Annotated in this window: 20 protein-coding genes and 1 pseudogene; all 21 read left to right on the forward strand. The window is 33.0% G+C overall.

Annotation, left to right across the window (positions count from 1 at the left end; translation table 11 throughout):
- Positions 1 to 73: 73 nt before the first annotated feature.
- The 21 genes and pseudogenes from ald to CS884_RS10915 all read left to right on the forward strand — a co-directional run bounded on the left by ald (position 74) and on the right by CS884_RS10915 (position 22,791).
- Complete coding sequence (gene ald / locus CS884_RS09820; protein ID WP_099321640.1) at positions 74 to 1,183, forward strand: alanine dehydrogenase; 1,110 nt, start codon at positions 74 to 76, stop codon at positions 1,181 to 1,183.
- A gap of 49 nt (positions 1,184 to 1,232) precedes the next feature.
- Positions 1,233 to 1,682 (forward strand): hypothetical protein, encoded by a 450-nt coding sequence (locus tag CS884_RS09825; protein WP_099321641.1) that lies wholly within the window; start codon positions 1,233 to 1,235, stop codon positions 1,680 to 1,682.
- A 36-nt stretch (positions 1,683 to 1,718) separates the two neighbouring features.
- On the forward strand, positions 1,719 to 2,648 hold the full coding sequence (locus CS884_RS09830) for a TIGR01212 family radical SAM protein (RefSeq protein ID WP_099321642.1): 930 nt from the start codon (positions 1,719 to 1,721) through the stop codon (positions 2,646 to 2,648).
- Positions 2,633 to 3,247 (forward strand): isochorismatase family protein, encoded by a 615-nt coding sequence (locus tag CS884_RS09835; protein ID WP_099321643.1) that lies wholly within the window; start codon positions 2,633 to 2,635, stop codon positions 3,245 to 3,247. The genes CS884_RS09830 and CS884_RS09835 overlap by 16 nt, the downstream gene beginning before the upstream one ends.
- Positions 3,248 to 3,416: 169 nt before the next feature.
- Positions 3,417 to 7,679 carry a 2-hydroxyacyl-CoA dehydratase gene (locus CS884_RS09840; RefSeq protein WP_099321644.1) on the forward strand — a complete coding sequence of 1,421 codons (4,263 nt, stop codon included), beginning with the start codon at positions 3,417 to 3,419 and terminating at the stop codon, positions 7,677 to 7,679.
- Between the two features lie 120 nt (positions 7,680 to 7,799).
- The gene (locus CS884_RS09845) at positions 7,800 to 9,050 is read left to right on the forward strand and encodes an LCP family protein (protein ID WP_099321645.1); all 1,251 of its coding nucleotides are present in this window, start codon (positions 7,800 to 7,802) and stop codon (positions 9,048 to 9,050) included.
- A complete protein-coding gene (gene fni / locus CS884_RS09850; protein ID WP_099321646.1) occupies positions 9,043 to 10,062 on the forward strand; it encodes a type 2 isopentenyl-diphosphate Delta-isomerase in 1,020 nt (339 codons plus the stop codon). Before CS884_RS09845 ends, fni begins: the two co-directional genes overlap by 8 nt.
- Positions 10,063 to 10,166: 104 nt before the next feature.
- Positions 10,167 to 10,793: an NfeD family protein gene (locus CS884_RS09855; RefSeq protein WP_099321647.1), complete on the forward strand. Its 627-nt coding sequence runs from the start codon at positions 10,167 to 10,169 to the stop codon at positions 10,791 to 10,793.
- Positions 10,793 to 11,743: a flotillin-like protein FloA gene (gene floA, locus CS884_RS09860; protein ID WP_099321648.1), complete on the forward strand. Its 951-nt coding sequence runs from the start codon at positions 10,793 to 10,795 to the stop codon at positions 11,741 to 11,743. Before CS884_RS09855 ends, floA begins: the two co-directional genes overlap by 1 nt.
- Positions 11,736 to 12,263 (forward strand): hypothetical protein, encoded by a 528-nt coding sequence (locus CS884_RS09865; RefSeq protein WP_099321649.1) that lies wholly within the window; start codon positions 11,736 to 11,738, stop codon positions 12,261 to 12,263. The genes floA and CS884_RS09865 overlap by 8 nt, the downstream gene beginning before the upstream one ends.
- 78 nt (positions 12,264 to 12,341) lie before the next feature.
- Entirely contained in the window at positions 12,342 to 13,304 is a 963-nt protein-coding gene (locus CS884_RS09870; RefSeq protein WP_374220162.1) for a PhoH family protein, read from the forward strand.
- Positions 13,305 to 13,315: 11 nt separating this feature from the next.
- Complete coding sequence (gene ybeY / locus CS884_RS09875; protein WP_099321651.1) at positions 13,316 to 13,759, forward strand: rRNA maturation RNase YbeY; 444 nt, start codon at positions 13,316 to 13,318, stop codon at positions 13,757 to 13,759.
- Positions 13,756 to 14,601, forward strand: a complete 846-nt coding sequence (locus CS884_RS09880; protein WP_099321652.1) for a diacylglycerol kinase — start codon at positions 13,756 to 13,758, stop codon at positions 14,599 to 14,601. The genes ybeY and CS884_RS09880 overlap by 4 nt, the downstream gene beginning before the upstream one ends.
- Positions 14,598 to 14,996: a cytidine deaminase gene (gene cdd / locus CS884_RS09885; RefSeq protein WP_099321653.1), complete on the forward strand. Its 399-nt coding sequence runs from the start codon at positions 14,598 to 14,600 to the stop codon at positions 14,994 to 14,996. Before CS884_RS09880 ends, cdd begins: the two co-directional genes overlap by 4 nt.
- Entirely contained in the window at positions 14,996 to 15,877 is an 882-nt protein-coding gene (gene era, locus CS884_RS09890) for a GTPase Era (RefSeq protein WP_099321654.1), read from the forward strand. The genes cdd and era overlap by 1 nt, the downstream gene beginning before the upstream one ends.
- Positions 15,822 to 16,631 carry a DNA repair protein RecO gene (gene recO, locus CS884_RS09895; protein WP_308216805.1) on the forward strand — a complete coding sequence of 270 codons (810 nt, stop codon included), beginning with the start codon at positions 15,822 to 15,824 and terminating at the stop codon, positions 16,629 to 16,631. Before era ends, recO begins: the two co-directional genes overlap by 56 nt.
- Positions 16,632 to 16,635: 4 nt before the next feature.
- Positions 16,636 to 17,517, forward strand: coding sequence for a glycine--tRNA ligase subunit alpha (gene glyQ / locus CS884_RS09900; RefSeq protein WP_099321784.1), 882 nt, complete (start codon positions 16,636 to 16,638; stop codon positions 17,515 to 17,517).
- Positions 17,510 to 19,573 carry a glycine--tRNA ligase subunit beta gene (gene glyS / locus CS884_RS09905; RefSeq protein ID WP_099321655.1) on the forward strand — a complete coding sequence of 688 codons (2,064 nt, stop codon included), beginning with the start codon at positions 17,510 to 17,512 and terminating at the stop codon, positions 19,571 to 19,573. The genes glyQ and glyS overlap by 8 nt, the downstream gene beginning before the upstream one ends.
- Before the next feature lie 10 nt (positions 19,574 to 19,583).
- Positions 19,584 to 20,399, forward strand: a complete 816-nt coding sequence (locus tag CS884_RS09910) for a pyruvate, water dikinase regulatory protein (protein WP_099321656.1) — start codon at positions 19,584 to 19,586, stop codon at positions 20,397 to 20,399.
- 14 nt (positions 20,400 to 20,413) lie between these two features.
- Positions 20,414 to 21,946: a glutamine-hydrolyzing GMP synthase gene (gene guaA / locus CS884_RS09915; protein WP_099321657.1), complete on the forward strand. Its 1,533-nt coding sequence runs from the start codon at positions 20,414 to 20,416 to the stop codon at positions 21,944 to 21,946.
- 410 nt (positions 21,947 to 22,356) lie between these two features.
- A pseudogene (locus tag CS884_RS10915) lies at positions 22,357 to 22,791 on the forward strand (GNAT family N-acetyltransferase).
- Positions 22,792 to 22,859 lie beyond the last annotated feature (68 nt).

Consider the following 22,859-nt stretch of genomic DNA (forward strand, 5'->3'; position numbering starts at 1 on the left):
TTATAACCTTTCTGGAAAATTTTTAAACTTTGGAATATAATACAAAAAAGATTATATTTATAAGGAGACAAATATGATAATTGGAATACCAAAAGAAATAAAAGATAACGAGTACAGAGTTGCTGTTGTGCCAGGTGCCGTAAAAGAATTAGCCAAACATAATACTATTTATATAGAAAAAGGTGCAGGATTAGGTTCTGGAATAACAGATCAAGAATATATCGATGCTGGAGCAAAAGTTTTAGATTCTTCTAAAGAAGTTTGGGAAAAATCAGAATTTATCTACAAGGTAAAAGAGCCACTAGAAGAAGAATATCAATATCTTAGAGAAGGTCTTATAGTTTATACATATTTTCATTTAGCTGGCAATAAAGCTTTGGCAGAAGAATTAGTAAAAAGAAAAGTAATAAGCATTGCTTATGAAACTTTGCAATTAGATAACAAATTGCCACTATTACGCCCTATGAGTGAAATTGCAGGACGTATGGCAGTTCAAGAAGGTGCAAGATTTTTAACAATTCCAGAAGGTGGAAGGGGAATCTTACTTCAAGGTGTACCAGGAGTTAGACCTGCAAATGTTGTAATAGTAGGAGCAGGAACAGTAGGAACAGCTGCAACAAGAATAGCAATTGGTATGGGAGCAAGAGTAACAGTCCTTGATGTAAACATAGACGCACTTACAGCTATAACAAACATATTCCCAGACAAAGTAGAAACACTTTACTCAAATCCACTAAACATCGAAGAAGCAGTAGAACATGCTGATTTAGTAATATCAACAGTCCTAATCCCAGGACGTAGAACTCCACAACTAATAAAAGAAAATTACGTCAAAAAAATGAAAAAAGGTTCAGTAATAGTCGATGTTGCAATAGACCAAGGTGGATCAACAGATCTAACCAAAGATCATCCAACAACCCACAGCGACCCAACCTTTGTAGCTCACGATGTAATCCATTATGCAGTGGCAAATATCCCAGGAGCAGTAGCAACAACAAGTACCTACGCCCTAAGCAATGCTACAACCAAATACGCAAGAGCAATTGGAGATATGGGACTAAAACAAGCTTGCGAAAAATTCCCAGAAATAATCTCAGCAATCAATACCTATGATGGTTATATAAGCTTTGAACCAGTATCAGAAGATTTGGATATGGAATATAAACAAGCAAATATAAAGTAGTTTTTTCGCATAAGAAAAGTCTAATGGACTTTCCAAATGGGAGTATTCATTGAAAAAATCAATTTCTAAAATATGCTTATTGCTAGTTTTTGTATTTATTTTCCTAATCTTAGCTAACAAAATAAACTTTTTGTTTAGTGAATTAAGAGCGCTTGAAATTCGATGGCAAGTAGATTTACCAAATGAAACAAAATTGGAGCAAATTCAAAGCTCTGGACCAAGTTTTCATGGAGATGGACACAGAGCTATGGTAATTACTTGTGGGAAAAAATTTGTAGCTGATACTATATTAGATACAAAGAAATACAATGTTTTCCAACCGTCGGAATGCCTGGAAGTAATAACAAATACCTATAAGTCGATTACCGATAAAAGAATAAGAAAATTAAATTTAAAACATAATTTAAAATCATTATTAATAAAAAAGGGATTAAATACATTATTAATTATTTATGATATCCAAATTAATAAGTATTTTGTATTTGAAGAAATTATATAAGAAAAATTTTAATGAATAAAATCAATGTGAACAATTATGCAAATAAATAACAAACGCTACAATGATCTTGATAGCTATTATAAGAGAAAATTTAATAAAAAAATTATAAAGCTTCCAATTGATGGAGGCTTTACTTGTCCTAATCGTGATGGAACTTTGTCTAGTTTGGGCTGTATTTATTGTTCAGATTCGGGTTCTGGCGAATGGACCAAGGGGGATTTGCTGGATATAAAGGCTCAAATTGCCTATCAAAAGAAAAAATTATCCAAAAAATCAAGAGATGAGGCTTATATTGCCTATTTTCAAAATTTCACCAATACTTATGGCGATGTTAGGAAAATGCGAGAAATTTTCTTTAAGGCAATTGACGATGATGATATTGTGGGCCTATCCATAGCAACTCGTGCCGATTGTTTAGATGACGATGTGATTTCCTTGCTTGTAGAATTAAATGAGCTTACAGACCTTAATGTTGAGCTTGGTATGCAAAGTGTAAATGATAAAACTTTGAAATTCATAAACAGAGGATATGGCCATCAAAGTTTCGATAATGGTGTTCAAAAGTTAAATCAATGGGGTATAGATATTATAGCCCATGTTATTGTCGGTTTGCCAAATGAAAATATCAAAGATTACCTAAATGATATTGAATACATCAACTATAGGGGATTTTGGGGAATAAAAATCCACAATCTTTATATAGAAAAAAACACCTATCTTAAAAAATATTACGAAGATAATAATATTTCTTATGATATGACCAAAGATGAATATGCCAATATAGTTGTAAAAATGCTTAGACATCTTAATCCAAAAATTGTAATTAATAGACTTACTGGAGATGGGATAAGGGAAAATATTGCCTATCCTACTTGGTCAAAAAATAAGGGGGCTGTTTTGTCAACCATTGATAAGATCATGAAAGAAGGAAATTTTAGCCAGGGGGATTTATGGAAAGAAAATTAAAAAGCAAATATTATATAAATTCATTTGATAAAGAAGGTAAAATTTACGATAAAAAAAATAGGACACTTTTATTGGTAATAGATGAGCAACCAAAGCTTATGAATGTGATGGAAAATGGAGAGCTTACAGTTTTAAATACCTTAGTCTTGATAAAAGCTTTCAAAGAATACCAAATGCCAATTCTTGCAACTGAACAATATCCAAAAGGACTTGGTAGATCTGATCAAAGATTGGTAGATGTCTTAGATGATGATAAAATTTATCCAAAAACTCTTTTTGATGCAGCAACTTGTGAAGTATTGGAATTTATTGAAAAAAATAAAATCAAAAATGTTGTAATTGCAGGAGCTGAGGGTCATGTTTGTGTTTACCAAAGCGTAAGAACTTTGCTTGATTTGGGTCTAAATGTATTTCTAATAGAAGATGCAGTAGCTTCTTTTAAAGAAGAGCAAAAAAATCTAGCAATAAAAACTTTAAGCAAAATGGGAGCTGTGATTTATAATACAGAAATGGCGCTATTTGACCTTGCAAGAGATTCTAAAGATCCTCATTTTAAGATAATTTCAAATTTGGTTAAGGAAATGAGAGCTAGAGAATAAAAAATTTAACCATAATTAATCAAAAAATTTGAGTCTAAGCAAAAATTACTTGGACTCTTTTTTGGTTACTAATTCCTAGTATTTTACTTGTGATTAAATTTTAAAAAGTGGTAAAATGTTAATATTAGTTAAAAATTAAGAAATTATTTTATAGTTAGAAAGGCTTACTATGAATTTACATATGGGACTTGATGTAGGGTCGACAACTGTTAAAATTGTAATAACCGATGAGAATTTTAACACCCTCTATCAAGTATATAGAAGACATAAATCAGATGTTAAAGAAACTGTGAAAGCTGTTCTTACAGAAGCTTACGGGGAATTTAAAGATGATTTTATTACGATAAATGTAACGGGTTCTGGGGGGATGTTTCTTGAAAAATATATGGGCATAAATTTTGTTCAAGAAGTAATAGCAGAAACTGCAGCCATTAGAAAATTTATCCCTCAAACCGATGTGGTTATAGAATTAGGTGGAGAAGATTCCAAAATAACCTATTTATCTGGCTCAGTTGAGCAAAGAATGAACTCTATTTGTGCTGGTGGAACCGGTGCTTTTATCGATCAAATGGCAGCTTTACTTGCAACTGACGCGTCTGGATTAAACAAATTATCACAAAATTACAAAAAAATATATCCAATAGCTTCTCGTTGCGGAGTTTTTGCCAAAACTGATATTCAAGCTCTAATGAACCAAGGGGCAAGTCGTGAAGATATAGCAATTTCGGTTTTCCAATCAGTTGTAAACCAAACTATATCAAATCTTGCTTGTGGCAGACCCATACGTGGCAATGTGACATTTTTGGGTGGACCTTTGCACTTTTTAGAATCTTTACGTGAGCGTTTTATCGAAACTTTAGGCACTGATGGCAACACTTTTACAACACCAGAAGATGCGCAATTATATGTAGCAAAAGGAGCTGCAATCCTTTCAGCAGAAAATGATGATTACGTACTATATGCTGATTTGATAAAAGAATTGGAAAAAGATCCTCCAGAAGATTTGGAGATGACCAAAAAACTTGAGCCTTTATTTGAAAAGGAAGAAGATTACGAAAAATTTGTAGAAGATCACAAAACTAAACAAGTTATTCGTGAAGATATCCACAATTACCAAGGACCGATTTATATAGGAATTGATGCAGGATCAACAACTTCAAAAATGGTATGGCTTACAGAAGATAAGCACATTATTTATGAAGATTACAGGATGAATCTAGGTAGGCCACTTGAAGTAGTCATAAATATGCTAAAAGATGCCTATATAAAGAAAAATCCTAAGGCTTATATAGCATCATCTGGAATTTGTGGTTATGGGGAAGATTTTATAAAAAATGCCCTACATGTTGATAATGGAGAAGTTGAAACCATAGCCCATTACACTGCCGCCAAATTTTTCAATCCTCATGTTGATTTTATCCTTGATATTGGTGGCCAAGATATGAAGGCTATGCACATTAGAGATGGAATTATTGACTCAATCCAGCTAAATGAAGCTTGTTCTTCTGGCTGTGGGTCATTTCTTTCAACCTTTGCAGCAAGTGTTGGCATGAGCGCTAAAGAATTTCAAGAAAAAGCTTTATTTTCCAAAGAGCCAGCAGATCTTGGCAGCCGTTGTACAGTTTTTATGAACTCAAAGGTCAAACAAGCTCAAAAAGAAGGTTCAGAAGTTTCAGATATAGCAGCAGGTCTTTGCTATTCGGTAATAAAAAATGCCATCCAAAAGGTAATAAAAGTTCGTGATCCAAAATCTTTGGGTGAAAATATAGTAGTTCAAGGTGGAACTTTCTACGGAGATGCAATATTAAGAGCTTTTGAAAAAATAACTGGCAGATCCACAACAAGGCCGGAAATTGCAGGTCTTATGGGTGCTATGGGCATGGCACTTATAGCCTTTGAAAAATCTTCTGGCCAATCAAGCCTTGCAGATATTAATGAACTTGAAAAATTCACCTACCAGCAAAAAAACGCTCGTTGCGGACTTTGTACCAACAACTGCTCTTTGATAATAAATATTTTCCCAGATGGAAGTCGTTACATCACAGGTAACCGTTGTGAAAGAGGAGCAGGAGTCAAAAAAGAAGAAACCATGGCAGATCTAAATATGTACAAGTACAAATACGATTTGCTCTTTAATAGGAAAAGTCTGGGAGATGCTGCTCGCATGGGCAAAGTTGGAATGCCAAGAGTTTTAAACATCTATGAAGATTATCCTTTCTGGCATAAATTCTTCACATCTTTGGGTTTTGACCTTGTTTTATCAGGCAAATCCGATAGGAAAATGTATGAGAAAGGCATTTCATCAATTTCATCAGAAACAGCTTGCTATCCAGCAAAACTTGCCCACGGTCACATAGAAGATTTGGCAAGTCGTGATGATTTGGATTTGATATTTTATCCTGCAATTTTCTACGAATACAAACAATTTGACAAGGCACAAAACCACATGAATTGCCCAGTAGTTTCAGGCTATCCAGATGTAATAAATAATAACGTGGAAAGTTTACACGGCAAAAAATATATGAATCCCTACCTATCTCTTGAAAGCGAAAAAATCATAAGAGATAGGTTGATAGAAGAATTTGAAGGCTTTTCAAACAATGGCTTTGTCTTAAGCAAAAAAGAAATAAAAAATGCAGTAGCTGCTGCTTGGCAGGAATTGCAAGATTATCACGATAAAATCAGAATTCGTGGCAAGGCAATAATAGATTATGTAAACAAAAACAAACTCAATGCCATAGTTTTGGCAGGTAGACCATATCATATTGACCCAGAAATCCACCACGGAATCCCAGATCTGATAGAATCTATGAAAATTCCAGTAATTTCAGAAGATGCTATTGCCTATAACATTTCAGATATAGATGCAAATGTGAGAGTTTTAGACCAGTGGTCTTACCATGCAAGATTATATCGTGCGGCAGAATATGTTGCTAACAATGAAAACTTACAGCTTATACAACTAAATTCCTTTGGTTGCGGCCTAGATGCAGTTACAACTGATCAAGTCCAAGACATATTAGAAGCCCATGGTAAAATTTATACTTTGCTAAAAATTGATGAGGTTTCAAATCTTGGAGCAATAAAAATTAGGATTAGATCCTTACTACAAGCCCTAAATCAAAAGAAAATAGAAAATATTGAATTTAAAGAAGACTTATCAAGATTAAATTACCAAACTCCAGAATTCACCAAAGAAATGGCAGAAGCAGGATACACAATTCTTGCTCCACAAATGGCAAGAGAACACTTTAGAATTTTGGAAAAAGTCTTTCAGCAATATGGAATAAATGTTGAATTTTTAACCGAAGTTAACGAAAAAGTTTTAGACCAAGGTCTAAAATATGTAAATAACGACTCTTGCTATCCTTCAATAACTGTAGTTGGACAATTTATGGAAGCTGTAAATTCCGGCAGATACGACACAGACAAACTCGCCCTATTAATGACCCAAACAGGAGGAGCTTGCAGAGCAAGTAACTATGTGGGCTATATTAGAAAAGGTCTAAGAGATGCAGGCTATCCAAACATTCCAGTAATAGCTTTATCAGCTCAAGGAATTGAAACCAATGCAGGATTTGACATAAGAAAGCCATCAACCCTACCGATGCTAAGCAAGGCTTTACGTGCAATTTTATTGGGAGATTTGATAAATAGAGTAACCAATGCTACAAGACCTTACGAAGAGGTAAAGGGCATGACCAATCAAATAAAAGAAAAATGGTTATGTAGGCTTGAAAAAGAAGTTCCAACTATGTCAGATAAGGCTTACAAAAATGTAGTAAAAGAGATTGTCGATGAATTTGACAATATTCCTGTAAAAGATATAAGACTTCCAAAAGCAGGCATAGTTGGAGAAATTTTGGTAAAATTCTTGCCAGAAGCCAACAACAACCTACAAGATGTTCTCGAAGCTGAGGGAGCAGAGGTAATCTTGCCAGATTTGACAGATTTCTTTATGTATTGCATGAAAAATTCTGAGCTAAAGGCAAAATTATATGGCAAAAGTAAGATTTCAGCTTCTATAGGAAAGATTGGAATTTCAATAATAGAAAAATATAGAAAACCAATTAGAGCTGCTCTTAGAGATTCAAAAAGATTTGACGAGCCAGTTTATATCGATCAGATTACAAAATATGCAGATGAGATCACAAGTCTCGGCAACCAAGCTGGTGAAGGATGGTTACTTGCTGGAGAAATGATAGAATTAATTCACGCTGATGCAGCAAATATTGTTTGTATCCAACCTTTTGGTTGTTTGCCAAATCACATAACGGGCAAGGGTGTTATGAAAAAAATCAGAGAAAAATATCCGCAAGCAAATATAGTGGCAATCGACTACGATCCAGGAGCAAGCGAAGTCAACCAAATCAATAGGGTCAAACTTATGATGAGCCAAGCTAGAGAAAATATGAAAGAAATTGCAAAATAAAAACAAAAAGCTAATGATTTGAAATTCGAAATTTAAGAATTTTAAAAGTCATTAGCTTTTATTTTTATTTTAAAAATTTATATTGATGGTATAATCTTTCTATACAAGAAAGAGAGAATTATGGGAAAGAAAAGATTTTTAGTGAGTCTATTGGTGATATTTCTATCATTTTTTGGGTCGAAATTTATACTTGATAGACTTTATGCATCTCAAAGAGATTTAAACTTTGGAGATGACAAAAATTATAATGATAATGCAATCAGCAAGGAAGAAGGAGAATATTTAATCCTTCTAGTTGGAGTTGACAAAAACTCCGATGATCAGGTAAATACAGATTTTACTAGAACTGATACGATAATGTTAATATCTGCCAACAGCAAAACTGGCGATATGCACCTACTTTCTATTCCTCGTGACAGCAGGGTGAAAATAAGAGAAAAATTTGATAAGGTAAATCACGCTCACGCCTTTGGAGGAATTGAGCTAACCATGCAAACCCTAAGGACATTTTTGGGTCTTGATATAGATTATTATGTACAAATCAATTACCAAGCACTAATGAATATTGTAGATGCCCTAGGTGGAGTGGATTATGAAGTTCCAGAAGGAATTGAAATTAACAAGGGGAAAGTAAAGATTAAACCAGGCTTAAACCACTTAGACGGCAACGAAGTTATGTGGTATCTAAGAACGAGAAATATCTATAACAATGGCGATATAGGTAGGGTAAATACCCAACAAGCCTTTGTAAAAGCCATGATCGATGAAATGGTAAAAAAATTCAAAGATATAAACATTATGACTTTTATAAGTAATTACCTAAAATATGTAAAAACTAATCTACCTATGGATGCAATGATGGATTTGGCAGGACATATGAATAAATTTTCATCAGATAAAATGCAAACCCATACAGTTCCTGGCATGGAGAAAAATATAGGTGGAGTTAGCTATTGGATACCTGATTATGAGAAAACTTGGTCCATAGTCGATGAAAATTATAAAAATTTCAAACTTAAAAATTGGCAAAAAGAAGATTCTGGTTTTTATGAAGAATATGGTAGTTTTGGTGAAATTAAAGATCAGTCTAAGAGTGGTGGAATTATAAAAGATCAAAATCCAGTAAACACAAATCAAGTTCTACCAAAAACTCAAAGCTTGCCTACTTATAAATACGAATACAACAATAATCAAAACTATAATAACAACTATTACGAAGAAAGCACTCCAAGTGAATATACACCAACGGAAAATACTTCAACAACTGAAAATTATGAGCAAGAAGAAAGAGTTGAAAATCCTAGTAGTAAGACCGTAGAAAACCCAGAAGAAAATGTGGACACTGGCGAAGAAGAAGGAAGCGATGAGTAGCATAAACAGTCAAAGAAAAGATGAGCATATAGAAAATTACCTAAGAACAAGTTCTTCTACCAGCACTTTGCTAGAAGATGTTTATATAGAACACAATGCAATTTCTGATATTTGCCTAGATGAGGTAGATACTTCTATTAATTTTCTTGGCAGAAAAATTTCTATGCCACTAATGGTTGATGCCATAACTGGCGGTGGTTCATCATCTGCTGCAATAAATGAAGACCTTTCTTCAATTTGCCAAGAACTATCGATACCAATGGCTTGTGGCAGTGAATCAATCGCTCTTACAGAAAAAGAGTCAAGAGAATCATTTGAGTTAATCAAAGATAAAAAAGATTTACTAAGGATTGGAAATTTAGGCTTTGAAAGAAACTATGAAGATTTTGTATTTGCCAAAGACCTTATAGATGCTCATGCTATGCAAATACATTTAAACTTAGCTCAAGAAATGGTGATGAAAGAAGGGGACAATAGTTACCATGATCCTCTATCCATAATCGAAGAATTAGTAGAAAAATTTGACTGCCCAATAATTGTCAAAGAAACAGGCTGTGGAATTTCAAAAAAAGTTGCAAAAAGATTAATTGAAAAAAATGTAAAATATATTGATATAGCAGGACAAGGTGGGACAAACTTCATAGAAATTGAAGATTTGAGAAATTTTGATATGGATTTTTCGGATTTTTACACTTGGGGAATTCCTACTGCAAAATCAATAATAGATATAAGATCACTTTCAGATGATACTTTTATCATAGCATCAGGTGGCATGAAAACAGCCATAGACATTGTAAAATCAATAGTCATTGGAGCTGACATGACTGCCATGACTGGAGAAGTTTTAAATTATTTGCTTCGTGGTGGCTATGATGCTTGCGAAAATTTCCTCAAAGAAATCAATCATAAGATGAAAATTATAATGGTTTTACTTGGGGTAAAAAATATCGAACAACTAAAAAAAGTTGATTATAAATTAACTGGAAGATTAAAGGAACTTATTGAAGGCTAGCTTTTGCTAGCCTTTTTCTAAATAAAAAGCTAAAGTACTTCGATTTATTGATTTTTTTATGATTTTGTATGATAATAAAAATGTAGAAAAGAAAGGTGGTAAAGATGCTTACAAATGATATAACAATTGCATTAAGTTTTATACTTGCAGTTATTTCCTTAATTTCAGTTTTGTTTACTAACAAAAAAATTCTTTTTGGAATCTTGACAGTAATCCTATTTGGATTTTTCTACTATCAAAATTCAAAGGTAAATATGGCTGATAATATGACTATCTTAACCTTTATTATGGGAATAAGTTTGCTTTCAATTGAGATTTTCATACCAAGTTTTGGTATTATAGGAATAATTGGAACAATTCTTACGATTTATTCAGTTTTAGATTCTTACGAAAACTCTGGAACTGGAATTGTAGTTTTGATACTAGCTGCTCTTGCAATAGTTTTAACTGTTACCATTTATGTAAAATTAGGATTTTCTAATAATCTTTTTGATAATTTCATTTTGAAAAACGAAAATTCTAGCAAGCGTGGATATAATAGCAAGAAAGATCATTCTGACCTTATTGGCAAATTTGGTCTAAGCAAATCCATACTTAGACCAACAGGTCGAGTTTTGATAGATGATGTCACTTATGATGCAAAAAGTAATAGCGATTTTATAGAAAAAGAAAAAGAAGTAGAAGTTGTAGCCGTAAAAGACGGGCACATTATAGTAAAGGAGAAGATATAATGTTTGATCATTTTATAACACCAGCAGTAGTTGTAATTGTACTAATTGTTTTTTTTACCATGGTTCCAGTAGGACTTTGGATTACAGCAAGATTTTCTGGAGTAAATATTTCCATGGCAAGCCTTGTTGCTATGCGTTTTAGAAGACTTAATCCAAATCTAATAGTAAATGCACTTATAAAAAGTCACCAAGCAGGCATTCCACTTAAAACAGAAGATTTGGAAAGCCATTATCTAGCAGGTGGTAACATTAACCAAGTTGTAGATGCACTAATTGCGGCAGAAAGAGCCAATATTGAACTTTCATTTGAACAAGCAGCAGCAATAGACCTTGCTGGACGTAATGTATTTGAGGCAGTTCAAGTTTCAGTAACACCAAAAGTAATAAATACACCAGTAATAGCAGCAGTTGCTAAAAATGGTATCGAAGTAAAGGTAATCGCCAAAGTTACAGTTAGGGCAAATATCGATAGACTAGTAGGTGGAGCTGGAGAAGAAACCATAATAGCTCGTGTTGGTGAAGGAATCGTAACAACTGTTGGTTCATCAGCAAGCCATGCCGAAGTTTTGGAAAATCCAGATAATATTTCTCAAACAGTTTTATTAAAAGGATTGGATTCTGGAACAGCTTTTGAAATTTTATCAATCGATATAGCAGATGTGGACGTTGGAAGAAACGTCGGAGCAGAATTACAAAGAGATCAAGCAGAAGCTGACAAAAACATAGCTCAAGCTAAGGCAGAAGAGCGTCGTGCTCAAGCTATAGCCCTTGAACAAGAAAATAGAGCCAAAGTAGTAGAAGCTGAAGCAAAAATCCCTGAAGCAATTGCAAAAGCTTTCCAAGATGGCAACCTTGGTATCATGGATTATTACAACATGAAAAACATAAATGCAGATACAAAAATGCGCCAATCTCTATCTAATTTAGATACTGGTGATTTAGATGTTTAATAGTGACAACGGTTTTGACAAGTGGTTAGAAGAACTTAGCAAATATTTAGAAGATGAGCTTAATGGCCTTGATGATGTTAAAAAAACTTATAAAAAACCATCAAAAAATAAGGTCTATAGAAAATTTGGCACAAATGCAAAATTAAAGGAAATTTTTCCTAGAAACAAAACTTTTGCCCTAAAAGATTTTGCAAACAAAAATCAAAAGCCAAGCAATAATTATAGTCAAATTGATATCTCAAGAGAAAGTCACGAGGGAAAGCAAAGTAGCAGGGGAAGTATTCATGGCAAAACTCTCATAGATAGCGAAGACCATGTTAATCCTGACCTAAGAAGAAGACTTCAAGAGAAAAAAGCTAGAGAAAAACTCCAAAAAGACCAAGAAAGAAAACAAAGAGAAAAAGAAGAAAAAATCAAAAATAAGAAAGAAAAAATAATTAAAAACAAAAAAGAATTAAAAAAAGCAATTATTTTTTCTGAAATTTTACAAGCTCCATTGGCAAAAAGAAAAAATCGCTAAAAAAGGTATAATAAAGGCACAAAGACAATCGGAGGGATAGTTATTAATAAAATTATAGAAATAAATAATCCAAATGATATTGTGACCTTGTTTGGAAATTTTGATAAAAATAAAAAATATATAGAAGAAAGATTTAACACGAAAATCAAACTAGAAGACAACCAGCTAAAAATTATCGGTGAAGGGCTTAATATAGAATTTACCAAAGAATTAATTATTGAACTAATTAATGAGATTAAAGCTAATAAGGATCTCGATTTTCAAAAGATAAAATACTTCGCAGATATGCTAGAACGTGATAACAAAGAAATCATAAAAGAAGCTTTAAACGATTCTATAATCACAACTGCTTCTGGCAAGCCAATAAAAGCAAAAACATTGGGTCAGCAAAACTATATAGAAAAAATAAAAAATAATGACGTTGTTTTTGCAATTGGCCCTGCGGGAACTGGCAAAACTTATTTGGCAGTTGCAATGGCTGTAAGAAGTTTTAAGCAAGGAGAAGTTAATAGGATAATTTTGACTCGACCTGCAGTTGAAGCTGGAGAAAGTCTGGGGTTTTTGCCTGGTGATTTGCAAGATAAGGTAGATCCATATCTAAGGCCACTTTACGATGGACTTTTTGAGATATTAGGCTTTGAAGCCTATCAAAATTTGGTAGAAAAAGGATTGATAGAAATTGCTCCCCTTGCTTATATGAGAGGAAGAACCTTAGATAATGCTTTTGTAATTTTGGATGAAGCACAAAACACTACCAATGAGCAAATGAAAATGTTCCTAACACGTCTAGGTTATGGATCAAAGGCAATTATTACAGGAGATAAAACTCAAATAGACTTGCCAAAAGGAAGGATTAGTGGCTTAAAAATAGCTGAAAAAATTCTAAAGAACATTAAGGGCATAGAATTTCAAAATTTCACTTCCATAGATGTGGTAAGACATCCTTTAGTCCAAAAAATTATCGATGCTTATGACAATGAAGATGCAAGAAAGGCTGAAGAAAGAAAAGCTAAAGAGAATCTCAAAGATTTAGAAAAATAAAGGGAAAAGCAATGAATCTTTTGATTACCAACAATACAAATGAAAATATAGATATGAATGACAAACTTTATGATGTAGTAAAGGCAGTTCTTGATAACGATGGACTTTCTATGGCTTATGAAGTATCTATTACTTTTGTGGATAAGGATGAGATTCATAAATTAAATAGAGAATATAGGAAAGTAGATAGGCCAACTGATGTCCTATCTTTTCCTATGAATGAAGAGTTTTTGATAGAAGGAGTCGATTCTATGCTTGGTGATATTGTAATTTGCATGGATATAGCAAAAGATCAAGCCAAAGAATACGACCACAGCCTTGATAGGGAAATTATGTATTTAACTTGCCATTCTATGCTACATCTTCTAGGCTATGACCATATAGATGAAGATGATAAGAAAATAATGCGTGGCAAGGAAAAAGAAGTTATGAGAAAGTTAGGAGTCTTTAAATGAGTGATAAATCAGAAAGAGATATCCTAAAAGAAGAAATAAAAGATGAAGTTTTAGAAGAAATAAGAAAAGAAAATTTAGATAAAAAAAAGAAAGATGAAATTTTAAATAAGAGACATTTTGAAAAAGAAGAACTTAGCCATGGGCAAAAATTTCTCAAGGGTTTTGATTATGCCTATGAGGGCTTGGTTTGGGCAATAAATCACGAAAAAAATATGAAATTTCATCTTTTGGCTTTGGCAATTCTTCTTGTTGCATCTTTATTTTTCAACCTATCAAGAATAGAAATGATAAGCTTAGTATTTGCAGTTTGCTTTGTTTTAGCTTTTGAGCTACTTAATACCTCAATAGAGCAAGCTGTAAATTTAGCCAGTGGCGGGAAATATTCTTCCTTTGCCAAAGCTTCAAAAGATTTGGCGGCAGCATCAACTTTTATAGCAGCCTTAAATGCACTTTTTGTAGCTTATTTGATATTTTTTGATAAATTTATAGACTTTTACAATTCGGTTTTACTTAGAATTACAAGAAGACCATCGCATTTGGCATTGATCACCCTTTCACTTGTAATAGTTGTAACAATTTTCCTAAAGGGAGTTTTTTACAAAGGTCATGGGACAGCCTTTAAGGGAGGATTTGTAAGTGGCCACACTTCTCTTGCTTTTGGCATTGGGACAATTGGAATTTTCCTTACAGATAATCCTTTGCTTAGGTTATTGTTTACAAGTCTAGCTTTAATAGTTGCAGAAAGTAGATATGAAGCAAACATCCATTCAATGCCAGAAATAATAAGAGGGGCTATCCTTGGTATTTCCATGGCAATGGCCATATTTGGGATATTTTCATGAAAGAAATAGAAAAATTGATAGAAGAAACTATCGAAAATAAAAAAAATTCATATTCACCTTATTCAAATTTTAGGGTATCTGCTCTTGTAAAAACAAAAAGCGGGAAAATTTTTAAGGGTGTAAATATTGAAAATGCAGCCTATTCACCTACAATTTGTGCGGAAAGGTCTGCTTTAGCTTCGGCAATTAGTAACGGTGAAAGAGAATTTTCTTACATAATAATTAATGGAGATAGCAAAGATACTTTTCCGTGCGGAGTTTGTAGGCAATTTATTAGAGAATTTGCCGATACTGACACAAAAATTGTAATAGCAAATTCCACAGATGATTATAAAATTTACACAATAGAAGATTTGTTACCACATAGTTTTTCAAAAAAGGATTTAGAAAATTAATGAAGTCAGGATTTATAGCAGTAGTTGGCAGAGCAAATGTTGGGAAATCAACTTTGATGGAGAAAATTCTAAAGGAAAAGATCTCCATAATTTCCAATAAAGCTCAAACAACAAGAGATAAAATACAAATAATATACAACGACAGCGAAAGTCAAATTATTTTTATAGATACGCCGGGGATCCAAAATCCCAAAAATAAGCTACAAGAAAAACTATTTCAATTTAGCGAAGAAAGCATCAAAGAAGCTGATATCATAACATTTGTAGTCGATAATTCTTTAGAAATTGGAAAATTAGATAGTCAAATTATTGAAATGCTGGAAACAATCAATCTTCCAAAGATTTTGCTAATTAATAAAATCGACTTATTGGAAGATGAAGAAATTGAGCAAATCAAAAATAATTATGAAAATCTTGCTATCTTTGATAAAATTATAGGAATTTCTGCCCTAAACGATTCTAATGTGGATTCTTACATAGAAACGATAAAAGAAATGCTTGATGAAGGGCCAGCTTATTATGACAGGGATATGATAACTGACAAATCCGAACGTTTTATAGTTTCAGAGATAATAAGAGAAAAAGCCTTAAACAATCTATCCGAGGAAGTTCCTCATGGAATTGCTGTTCGTATAGATGATTTCAAAAAAAGAGAAAATAAAAAACTAATCGATATTAATGCAACAATTATAGTAGAAAGAAATTCTCACAAAGAAATAGTAATTGGAAAAGCAGGATCCATGGTCAAAAAAATAGGTACTGAAGCTCGAAAAGAAATTGAAACTTTTTTATCTTCCAAAGTAAATCTCAAACTTTGGGTGAAAGTTGAAAAAGATTGGCGTAAAAAAGAAAAATTGGTGGATAGATTTGGCTACAAATGATTTGTCAGATCTAACTGGCTTTATTCTAAGAGAATTTGATTATAAGGAAACCAGTAAAATCTTAGAAGTTTTTACCAAAGAAGAGGGCAAAATTTCAATAATAGTAAAAGGAGCTTTTAAGAAAAAAACTAAGTCGACCAGCATAAGTCAAAGATTTGCCAAAGTAAATCTTAATTTATACAAATCGGGCAAAGAATTTTATGGAGCTAAGGAGATTTCTTTAGTAAATGCTTATAGCAAATCGAATAAAAATTTTGACCTAATTCTTTATAAATCAGCCATATGTGACTTATTACTTAGAACAATTGACCATAGTCAAGTAGATCTTGTCTATAAACTTTTGGATAATACATTTCAAGCCTTTGAAGAAGCAGATGAAAACCAAATCAATATATTTCTAGCTTTTTTGCTAAAATACATATCTTTTTCAGGCTTTAAACCAAACTTATCAACTTGTGGCCTTTGTGGCAAAAAAATTAAGGATACTGACATTTATTTTTCACAAAGCCAATCATCACTAATTTGTACTGATGATAAATACGATATATATGATATAATTTTTCTTAGTAAGGAAGAATTTATCTACCTAAAAAAACTTTTATATACGGCTTCATCCGACCTATATAAAATTAATAAACCAACAAACTATAATAAAATTGTTATCATAATTATAGATTATATACTCGATAAGCTTGAAATTTCTCGATTTTCATCAATAGATTGGGTGTATAAAAATTCTAACGAAAGGAATTAATATGATGTACTTAGAAGATCTAATACAAAAACTCGAACAATTCTGGAAAGAGGCAGGTTGTTCAATAATGTACCCTTACGATGTTGAAAAGGGTGCAGGAACTATGAATCCTCGAACATTTCTTAGAGCTCTTGGTCCTGAACCTTGGAAAGTTGTTTATGTTGAACCTTCAAGACGACCTGCAGATGGTCGTTACGGAGAAAACCCAAACAGACTTTACCAACATCATCAATTACAAGTTTTGCTAAAGCCATCTCCAGATAATATCCAAGATTTATATCTAGATTGCTTGGAAACTATTGGAATTAATCCAAAGGAACACGACATTCGTTTTGTCGAAGACAACTGGGAATCTCCAACTTTAGGTGCCTGGGGACTTGGCTGGGAAGTTTGGCTTGATGGTATGGAAATTACACAATTTACATATTTCCAACAAGTTGGTGGTATAAATTGTGATATTGAAAGTGGAGAAATAACCATTGGTCTTGAAAGAATTTGTATGTACCTTCAAGATGTAGATAATGTTTATGATATCAAATGGTCAAAAGATTTAACCTACGGTGATGTATTTAAGTTAGCAGAATATGAAAATTCTAAATATTCATTTGAAGATGCAGATAATGATGTTTTGATGCATTTATTTGAAATTTACGAAAAAGAAGCTAATAGACTTATAGATTTGGATTTGATTTATCCAGCATACGACAACGTTTTAAAAACAAGCCACACCTTTAACACACTTGATGCCAAAGGAGCAATTTCAGTTTCTGAAAGAAGCCACTATATCAAAAGAGTTAGAGATGTTTCAAGCAGAGTAGCTGAAAAATATATAGAAAAAAGAGAAGAGTTGGGATTTCCACTTCTAAGAAAGGATAAAAATGAGTAGATATTTATTAGAAATAGGCGTAGAAGAAATTCCTTCATCCTATGTTTATAAAACAAAAGTCCAGCTAAAAGAAAAATTTGAGAAACTTTTGGCTGACAATAAACTTACTTATGATAGTGTTAATGTAGAATCAACACCTCGTAGATTTGCTATATTTATCGAAAATATCAATTCATCAACAAATGATGAAATTATTAGCGTTAAAGGTCCAAGCAAGGCCATAGCTTTTGATGAAAATGGCAATCCAAGTAGAGCTTTGCAAGGATTCTTAAAGGGTCAAAATAAAGAAGTAGCAGATGTAATCATAAAAGATTTCAACGGTTCAGACTATGTTTTTGTAGAAAGCAAAGAAGAAAGTAAATCAGTTGCTGATGTTTTAAGAGATAATGTTTATGAACTTGTAAAATCTATATCCTTCCCAAGATCCATGCGTTGGGGTGGCAAATCCATCAGATGGGCAAGACCAATAAGATATTTCCTATCCTTATTAGACGATGAAATTTTAAAATTTGATGCTGAAGGCATTAGAGTTTCAAACATCACAAAAGGTCACAGGTCTTTAGGAAGCGATCATATAGTAGTCGATAAAATTGAAAAGTATGAAAAACTTTTAAGAGAAAATTATGTAATTTTATCTTATAAAGAAAGACGCGATATAATTCTCCGTGGCCTAAACAAACACGATATGGAAAAAGGCGGAGAATATATGAAAGATGACGAGCTTTTGGATGAGATTATTAATATCGTTGAATATCCAACAGTTCTAATCGGTGACATTGACCAAAAATACCTATCTTTGCCAAAAGAAGTAATAACAACTCCTATGAAAGATCATCAAAGATATTTTCCGATTTTGGATGAGAATGGCAAACTTATGCCTTATTTTATAGTGGTTAGAAATGGCGATGACAACCATAGCGAAAATGTTGTTGACGGCAACAAAAAAGTTTTGGTAGCAAGATTAGAAGATGCAAAATTTTTCTATGAACAAGATAACAAAAAGCCTCTAGAAGCTTATGTAGAAGATCTTAAAACTCTAACATTCTTTGAAGGCCTTGGAACCATGTATCAAAAAACTCAAAGATTGGTTGATCTTTGCGATAAATTTGTATCAGAACTTAATCTTGGTGAAGATATTAAAGAATCCTTAAAAAGAGCAGCTTACCTATCAAAGACAGATTTGGTTTCCAAAATGGTAATAGAATTTACCGAACTTCAAGGAACAATGGGAAAAATTTATGCCCAAAATTCCAAGGAAGAAGATAGGGTAGCAACTGCAATTGAAGAGCAATATATGCCAACTTCATCAAACGGAGCTTTGCCGAAATCTATTATTGGAATTGTTCTATCAATTGCTGATAAGATTGATACAATAGTTGGTCTTTATATTATAGAAAAATATGTAACAGGTAGCCAAGATCCATTTGGTCTAAGACGTCAAGCCTTGGGACTTATAAATATAATTTTGACAAATAATATAGATGTCGATCTAAAAGATTTGATAAATGATTCTTTAATTGTCTACACAGAAGAAAATGCTTTGCCATTTGATTATGATGCGACAATGAACAAAATCATAGACTTTATCAAAGAAAGACTAAAAAATATGCTTATTGATAATGGATATAGATATGATATTGTAAATTCTGTTATAAATGGCGATGAAACAAATATTTTGAATATTTATCAAAAAGTTATAGCTCTTGATCAATTCATAAAAGAAGATGAAGAAAGCTTGTCATACTTTACTAGAATAATTAATTTGACAAAAGATTCTTTAGATGAACAAATAAATGAAGATTTATTAGAAACAGACTTGGAAAGAGAATTTTACCAAGAAGTGATAAATTTACCAGAAAATCCTCTAAATTATATGGAAGATTACAAAAATGAACTAAAACTTATTGGCAAGACTTCTGAAATTGGCAACAAATATTTGGACAATACAATGATAAATGTTGAAAATCAAGAACTAAAATCAACAAGACTAGCTCTATTAAATACTTTGGCAAAAAGAATCAAAAGAGTATTTGATATAAAAGAAATAGTTAGATAGGAGAGATGGTATGCAAGATTGTCTTTCAATAGTAATAATTAGCGATTCAACAGGGGAAACTGCAAACACTTATTTAAAGTCAATAACAACACAATTTCCAAAACTTCAATATAAAGTTATTAGAAGACCTGATATCATTAACAAAGAAGAAATTGATGAAGTTTTAAAACAAATCCCCGAATATTCAATTATAGTCCAAACAATTGCAGATTTAAATCTTGCAAACTATCTAATAGAAAAGGCTCAAAAAACAGGCATAGAAGTTATTGACATCTTGGAATATGGAATAGAAACTTTTGAAAAAGTCACAGGACAAAAAGCCCTTAGACAAGTAGGGCTTACAAGAGCCTTATCAAAAGACTATTTCAACATGATAGAAGCAATAGAATTTGCCATCCAATACGATGACGGCAAGGATCCTAGGGGATTTTTAAAAAGCGACATAGTCTTACTTGGAGTAAGTAGAACAAGTAAAACTCCAACAACTATGATCTTAGCAACCAAAAATTTCAAAGTTAGTAACCTCCCTCTAGTTCCAGAAGCAAGGCTACCTCAAGAATTATTTGAAGTAGATCCAAGAAGGATTATCGGACTAATAATAGATCCGGAAAAACTTGCAGGAATAAGAGAAGTTAGAACCAAAGAGCTTGGTTTGATCGGAAATTCAGTATATTATGAAGATTCCAGAATCAAAGCTGAACTTGCCTATGCTAGAGAAGTCTACAGAGATTTAGATTGCATGGTAATAGATGTAAGTAACAATACAATTGAGCAAACAGCAACAGAAATAGAAGCCTACTACAAAACCCAATTTGGGGAAGAATAAAAAATGGAGAACAAATGAGCTTAAATAAAATTATCGTTCTAAACTTTGGCGGTCAATACGACCAGCTAATAGTAAGAAGAGTCCGCGAGCTTGGAGTTTATGCAGAACTTCACCCATGCGATGTAGAAATCAATAGTCTAAACTTAGAAGGATTAGCAGGAATAATTTTAACAGGCGGTCCTCAATCAGTAAATGATAAAAACAGTCTAAAAGCAGATGAAAAATTATTTGATTTAAATGTTCCAATACTTGGAATTTGCTATGGTCTACAATATATCAACCATGAATTTAAGGGTAAAATAGAAACTCCAACAAATGCAGAATATGGTAAAACTCCTTTGTTAGTTGACAATAAATCTGCCCTATTTAAAGATGTGCCACAAGAATCAACAATATGGATGAACCACAAAGATAGAATCAGTAAAATTGCAGACGGATTTAAAAAAACCGCATGGACTTTAAACTGTCCAGTTGCAGGCATGGAAAATACAGAAAAATCCATATATGCAGTGCAATTTCACCCAGAAGTAGTCCACTCAGAATATGGCAAAACCATGCTTAAAAATTTCGTAATAGACATTTGTAAAGCAGAACAAAGCTGGAAAATGGAAGACTTTGCAACACAAATCATAGAAGAAATAAAAGAAAAATACAAAAATGAAAAAATGATATGTGGTTTATCTGGTGGAGTAGATTCAACAGTAGCAGCAACCATAGTATCAAAAGCCATAGGGGACAATCTCCAATGCATATTTGTAGACCATGGACTTTTGCGTAAAGACGAAGCAGACGAAGTAATGGAAACCTACAAAAACCTTGGCCTAAACGTCAAAAAAGTCGACGCAAGCAAAGAATTTTTGGACCTACTAAAAGGTGTAGAAGATCCAGAAACAAAAAGAAAAATCATAGGCAACCACTTTGTAGAAGTCTTTGAAAGAGAAGCCAAAGAATTTGGCAAGGCAAAATATCTTGTCCAAGGAACAATTTACCCAGATGTAATCGAATCCGGCAAAGATAAGGCAAGCGTAATAAAAAGCCACCACAATGTTGGAGGACTTCCAGAAAATATGCTATTTGAAGGACTGGTAGAACCACTAAGAAGTCTTTTCAAAGATGAAGTAAGAGCCCTAGGCGAAGCAATCGGAGTGTCACATGATATGGTATGGCGCCAACCATTCCCAGGACCAGGATTAGCCATAAGAGTAATGGGCGATATCACAGAAGAAAAACTAAAAATCGTAAGAGAAACAGACAAGATATTAAGAGATGAAATCAAAAACTTCGGACTAAACGAAGACATTTGGCAATATTTCACAGTACGGACCCCAATCAAAACAGTTGGAGTAAAAGGAGATGCAAGAAGCTACGACAACGTCATAGCCATAAGAGCAGTAGAATCCACAGACGCAATGACAGTAGAAGCAGCAAACCTCCCATACGAACTCCTACAAACCCTATCAAGCAGAATGATAAACGAAGTAAGAGGAGTAGGCAGAGTAGTCTACGACATAACAAGCAAACCACCTGGAACTATTGAATGGGAATAAAAATTTCGCGTTAAATTTGCGACCTTTGAAGCGGCTTGAATTTATTTGCCTCCTCGATGTGCACTAAGCACACCTGCGTCGTCAAAAAATTCGCCACTTCAAATCTCATCAAATTTTCCAGCGAAATTTGATAGAACGGAAGCAAATATGTTACTGTTATAAAACCGTTGAAAACACAAGGTTTTAGCGATTTTGATATAGCGAATTTCTCTAAATGATACTGTTTTGATACAAAAAGTGAGAAAAAATAGATTCAAAAGGGAGTTGTTGAATTAAGCGAGTTTTACGATCGATACTTATTGACTGAAGGGCAATAAGGTAGGTAAAAAATTTTAGAAAGCCTTCCATCGTTTTGGTGGGAGGCTTTTGTGGAAAATAGAGAATGGTAGATTAGAAGTTGTGGAGTACGAATGAATATAAGAATTAGAAAAATGACAGTCAGCGATTTGGAACTGCTTTACAAACTTTTGTCGAATTCGAAAGCAATGCAATATCTCGAAGCACCCTACACAAAAGAGCAGGTCGAGCAATTCCTATTTCGATCCGGTCTTTCTGAGACACCATTGATATACGCAGTTGAAAAAGATAACGACTTCATCGGATATGTGATTTATCATGATTATGATTCAGAGAGTGTAGAGATTGGATAGGTTTTAGAACCTTCCTTTTGGGGGTTAGGGATTGCATCATGCTTGACATCAGGTATGATGACAAAAGCTAGAAACTCAGGTAAACAGGTAGTGATTGAATGTGTACCTGAACAAAAAAGTAGTATTCGGATAGCTGAAAAATATGGATTTCAAAAGTGTGGTATTATCGATGGACTGATGATATATCGTTTGTAGAGGTAAATCCCTGTCTATCGGGATAGGTAAATTAGAAGCTATGTGTGTAATGAAGTATTTGGAGGTAT

This window comes from Anaerococcus sp. Marseille-P3625 (genome assembly GCF_900232825.1).
GTDB lineage: Bacteria > Bacillota > Clostridia > Tissierellales > Peptoniphilaceae > Anaerococcus.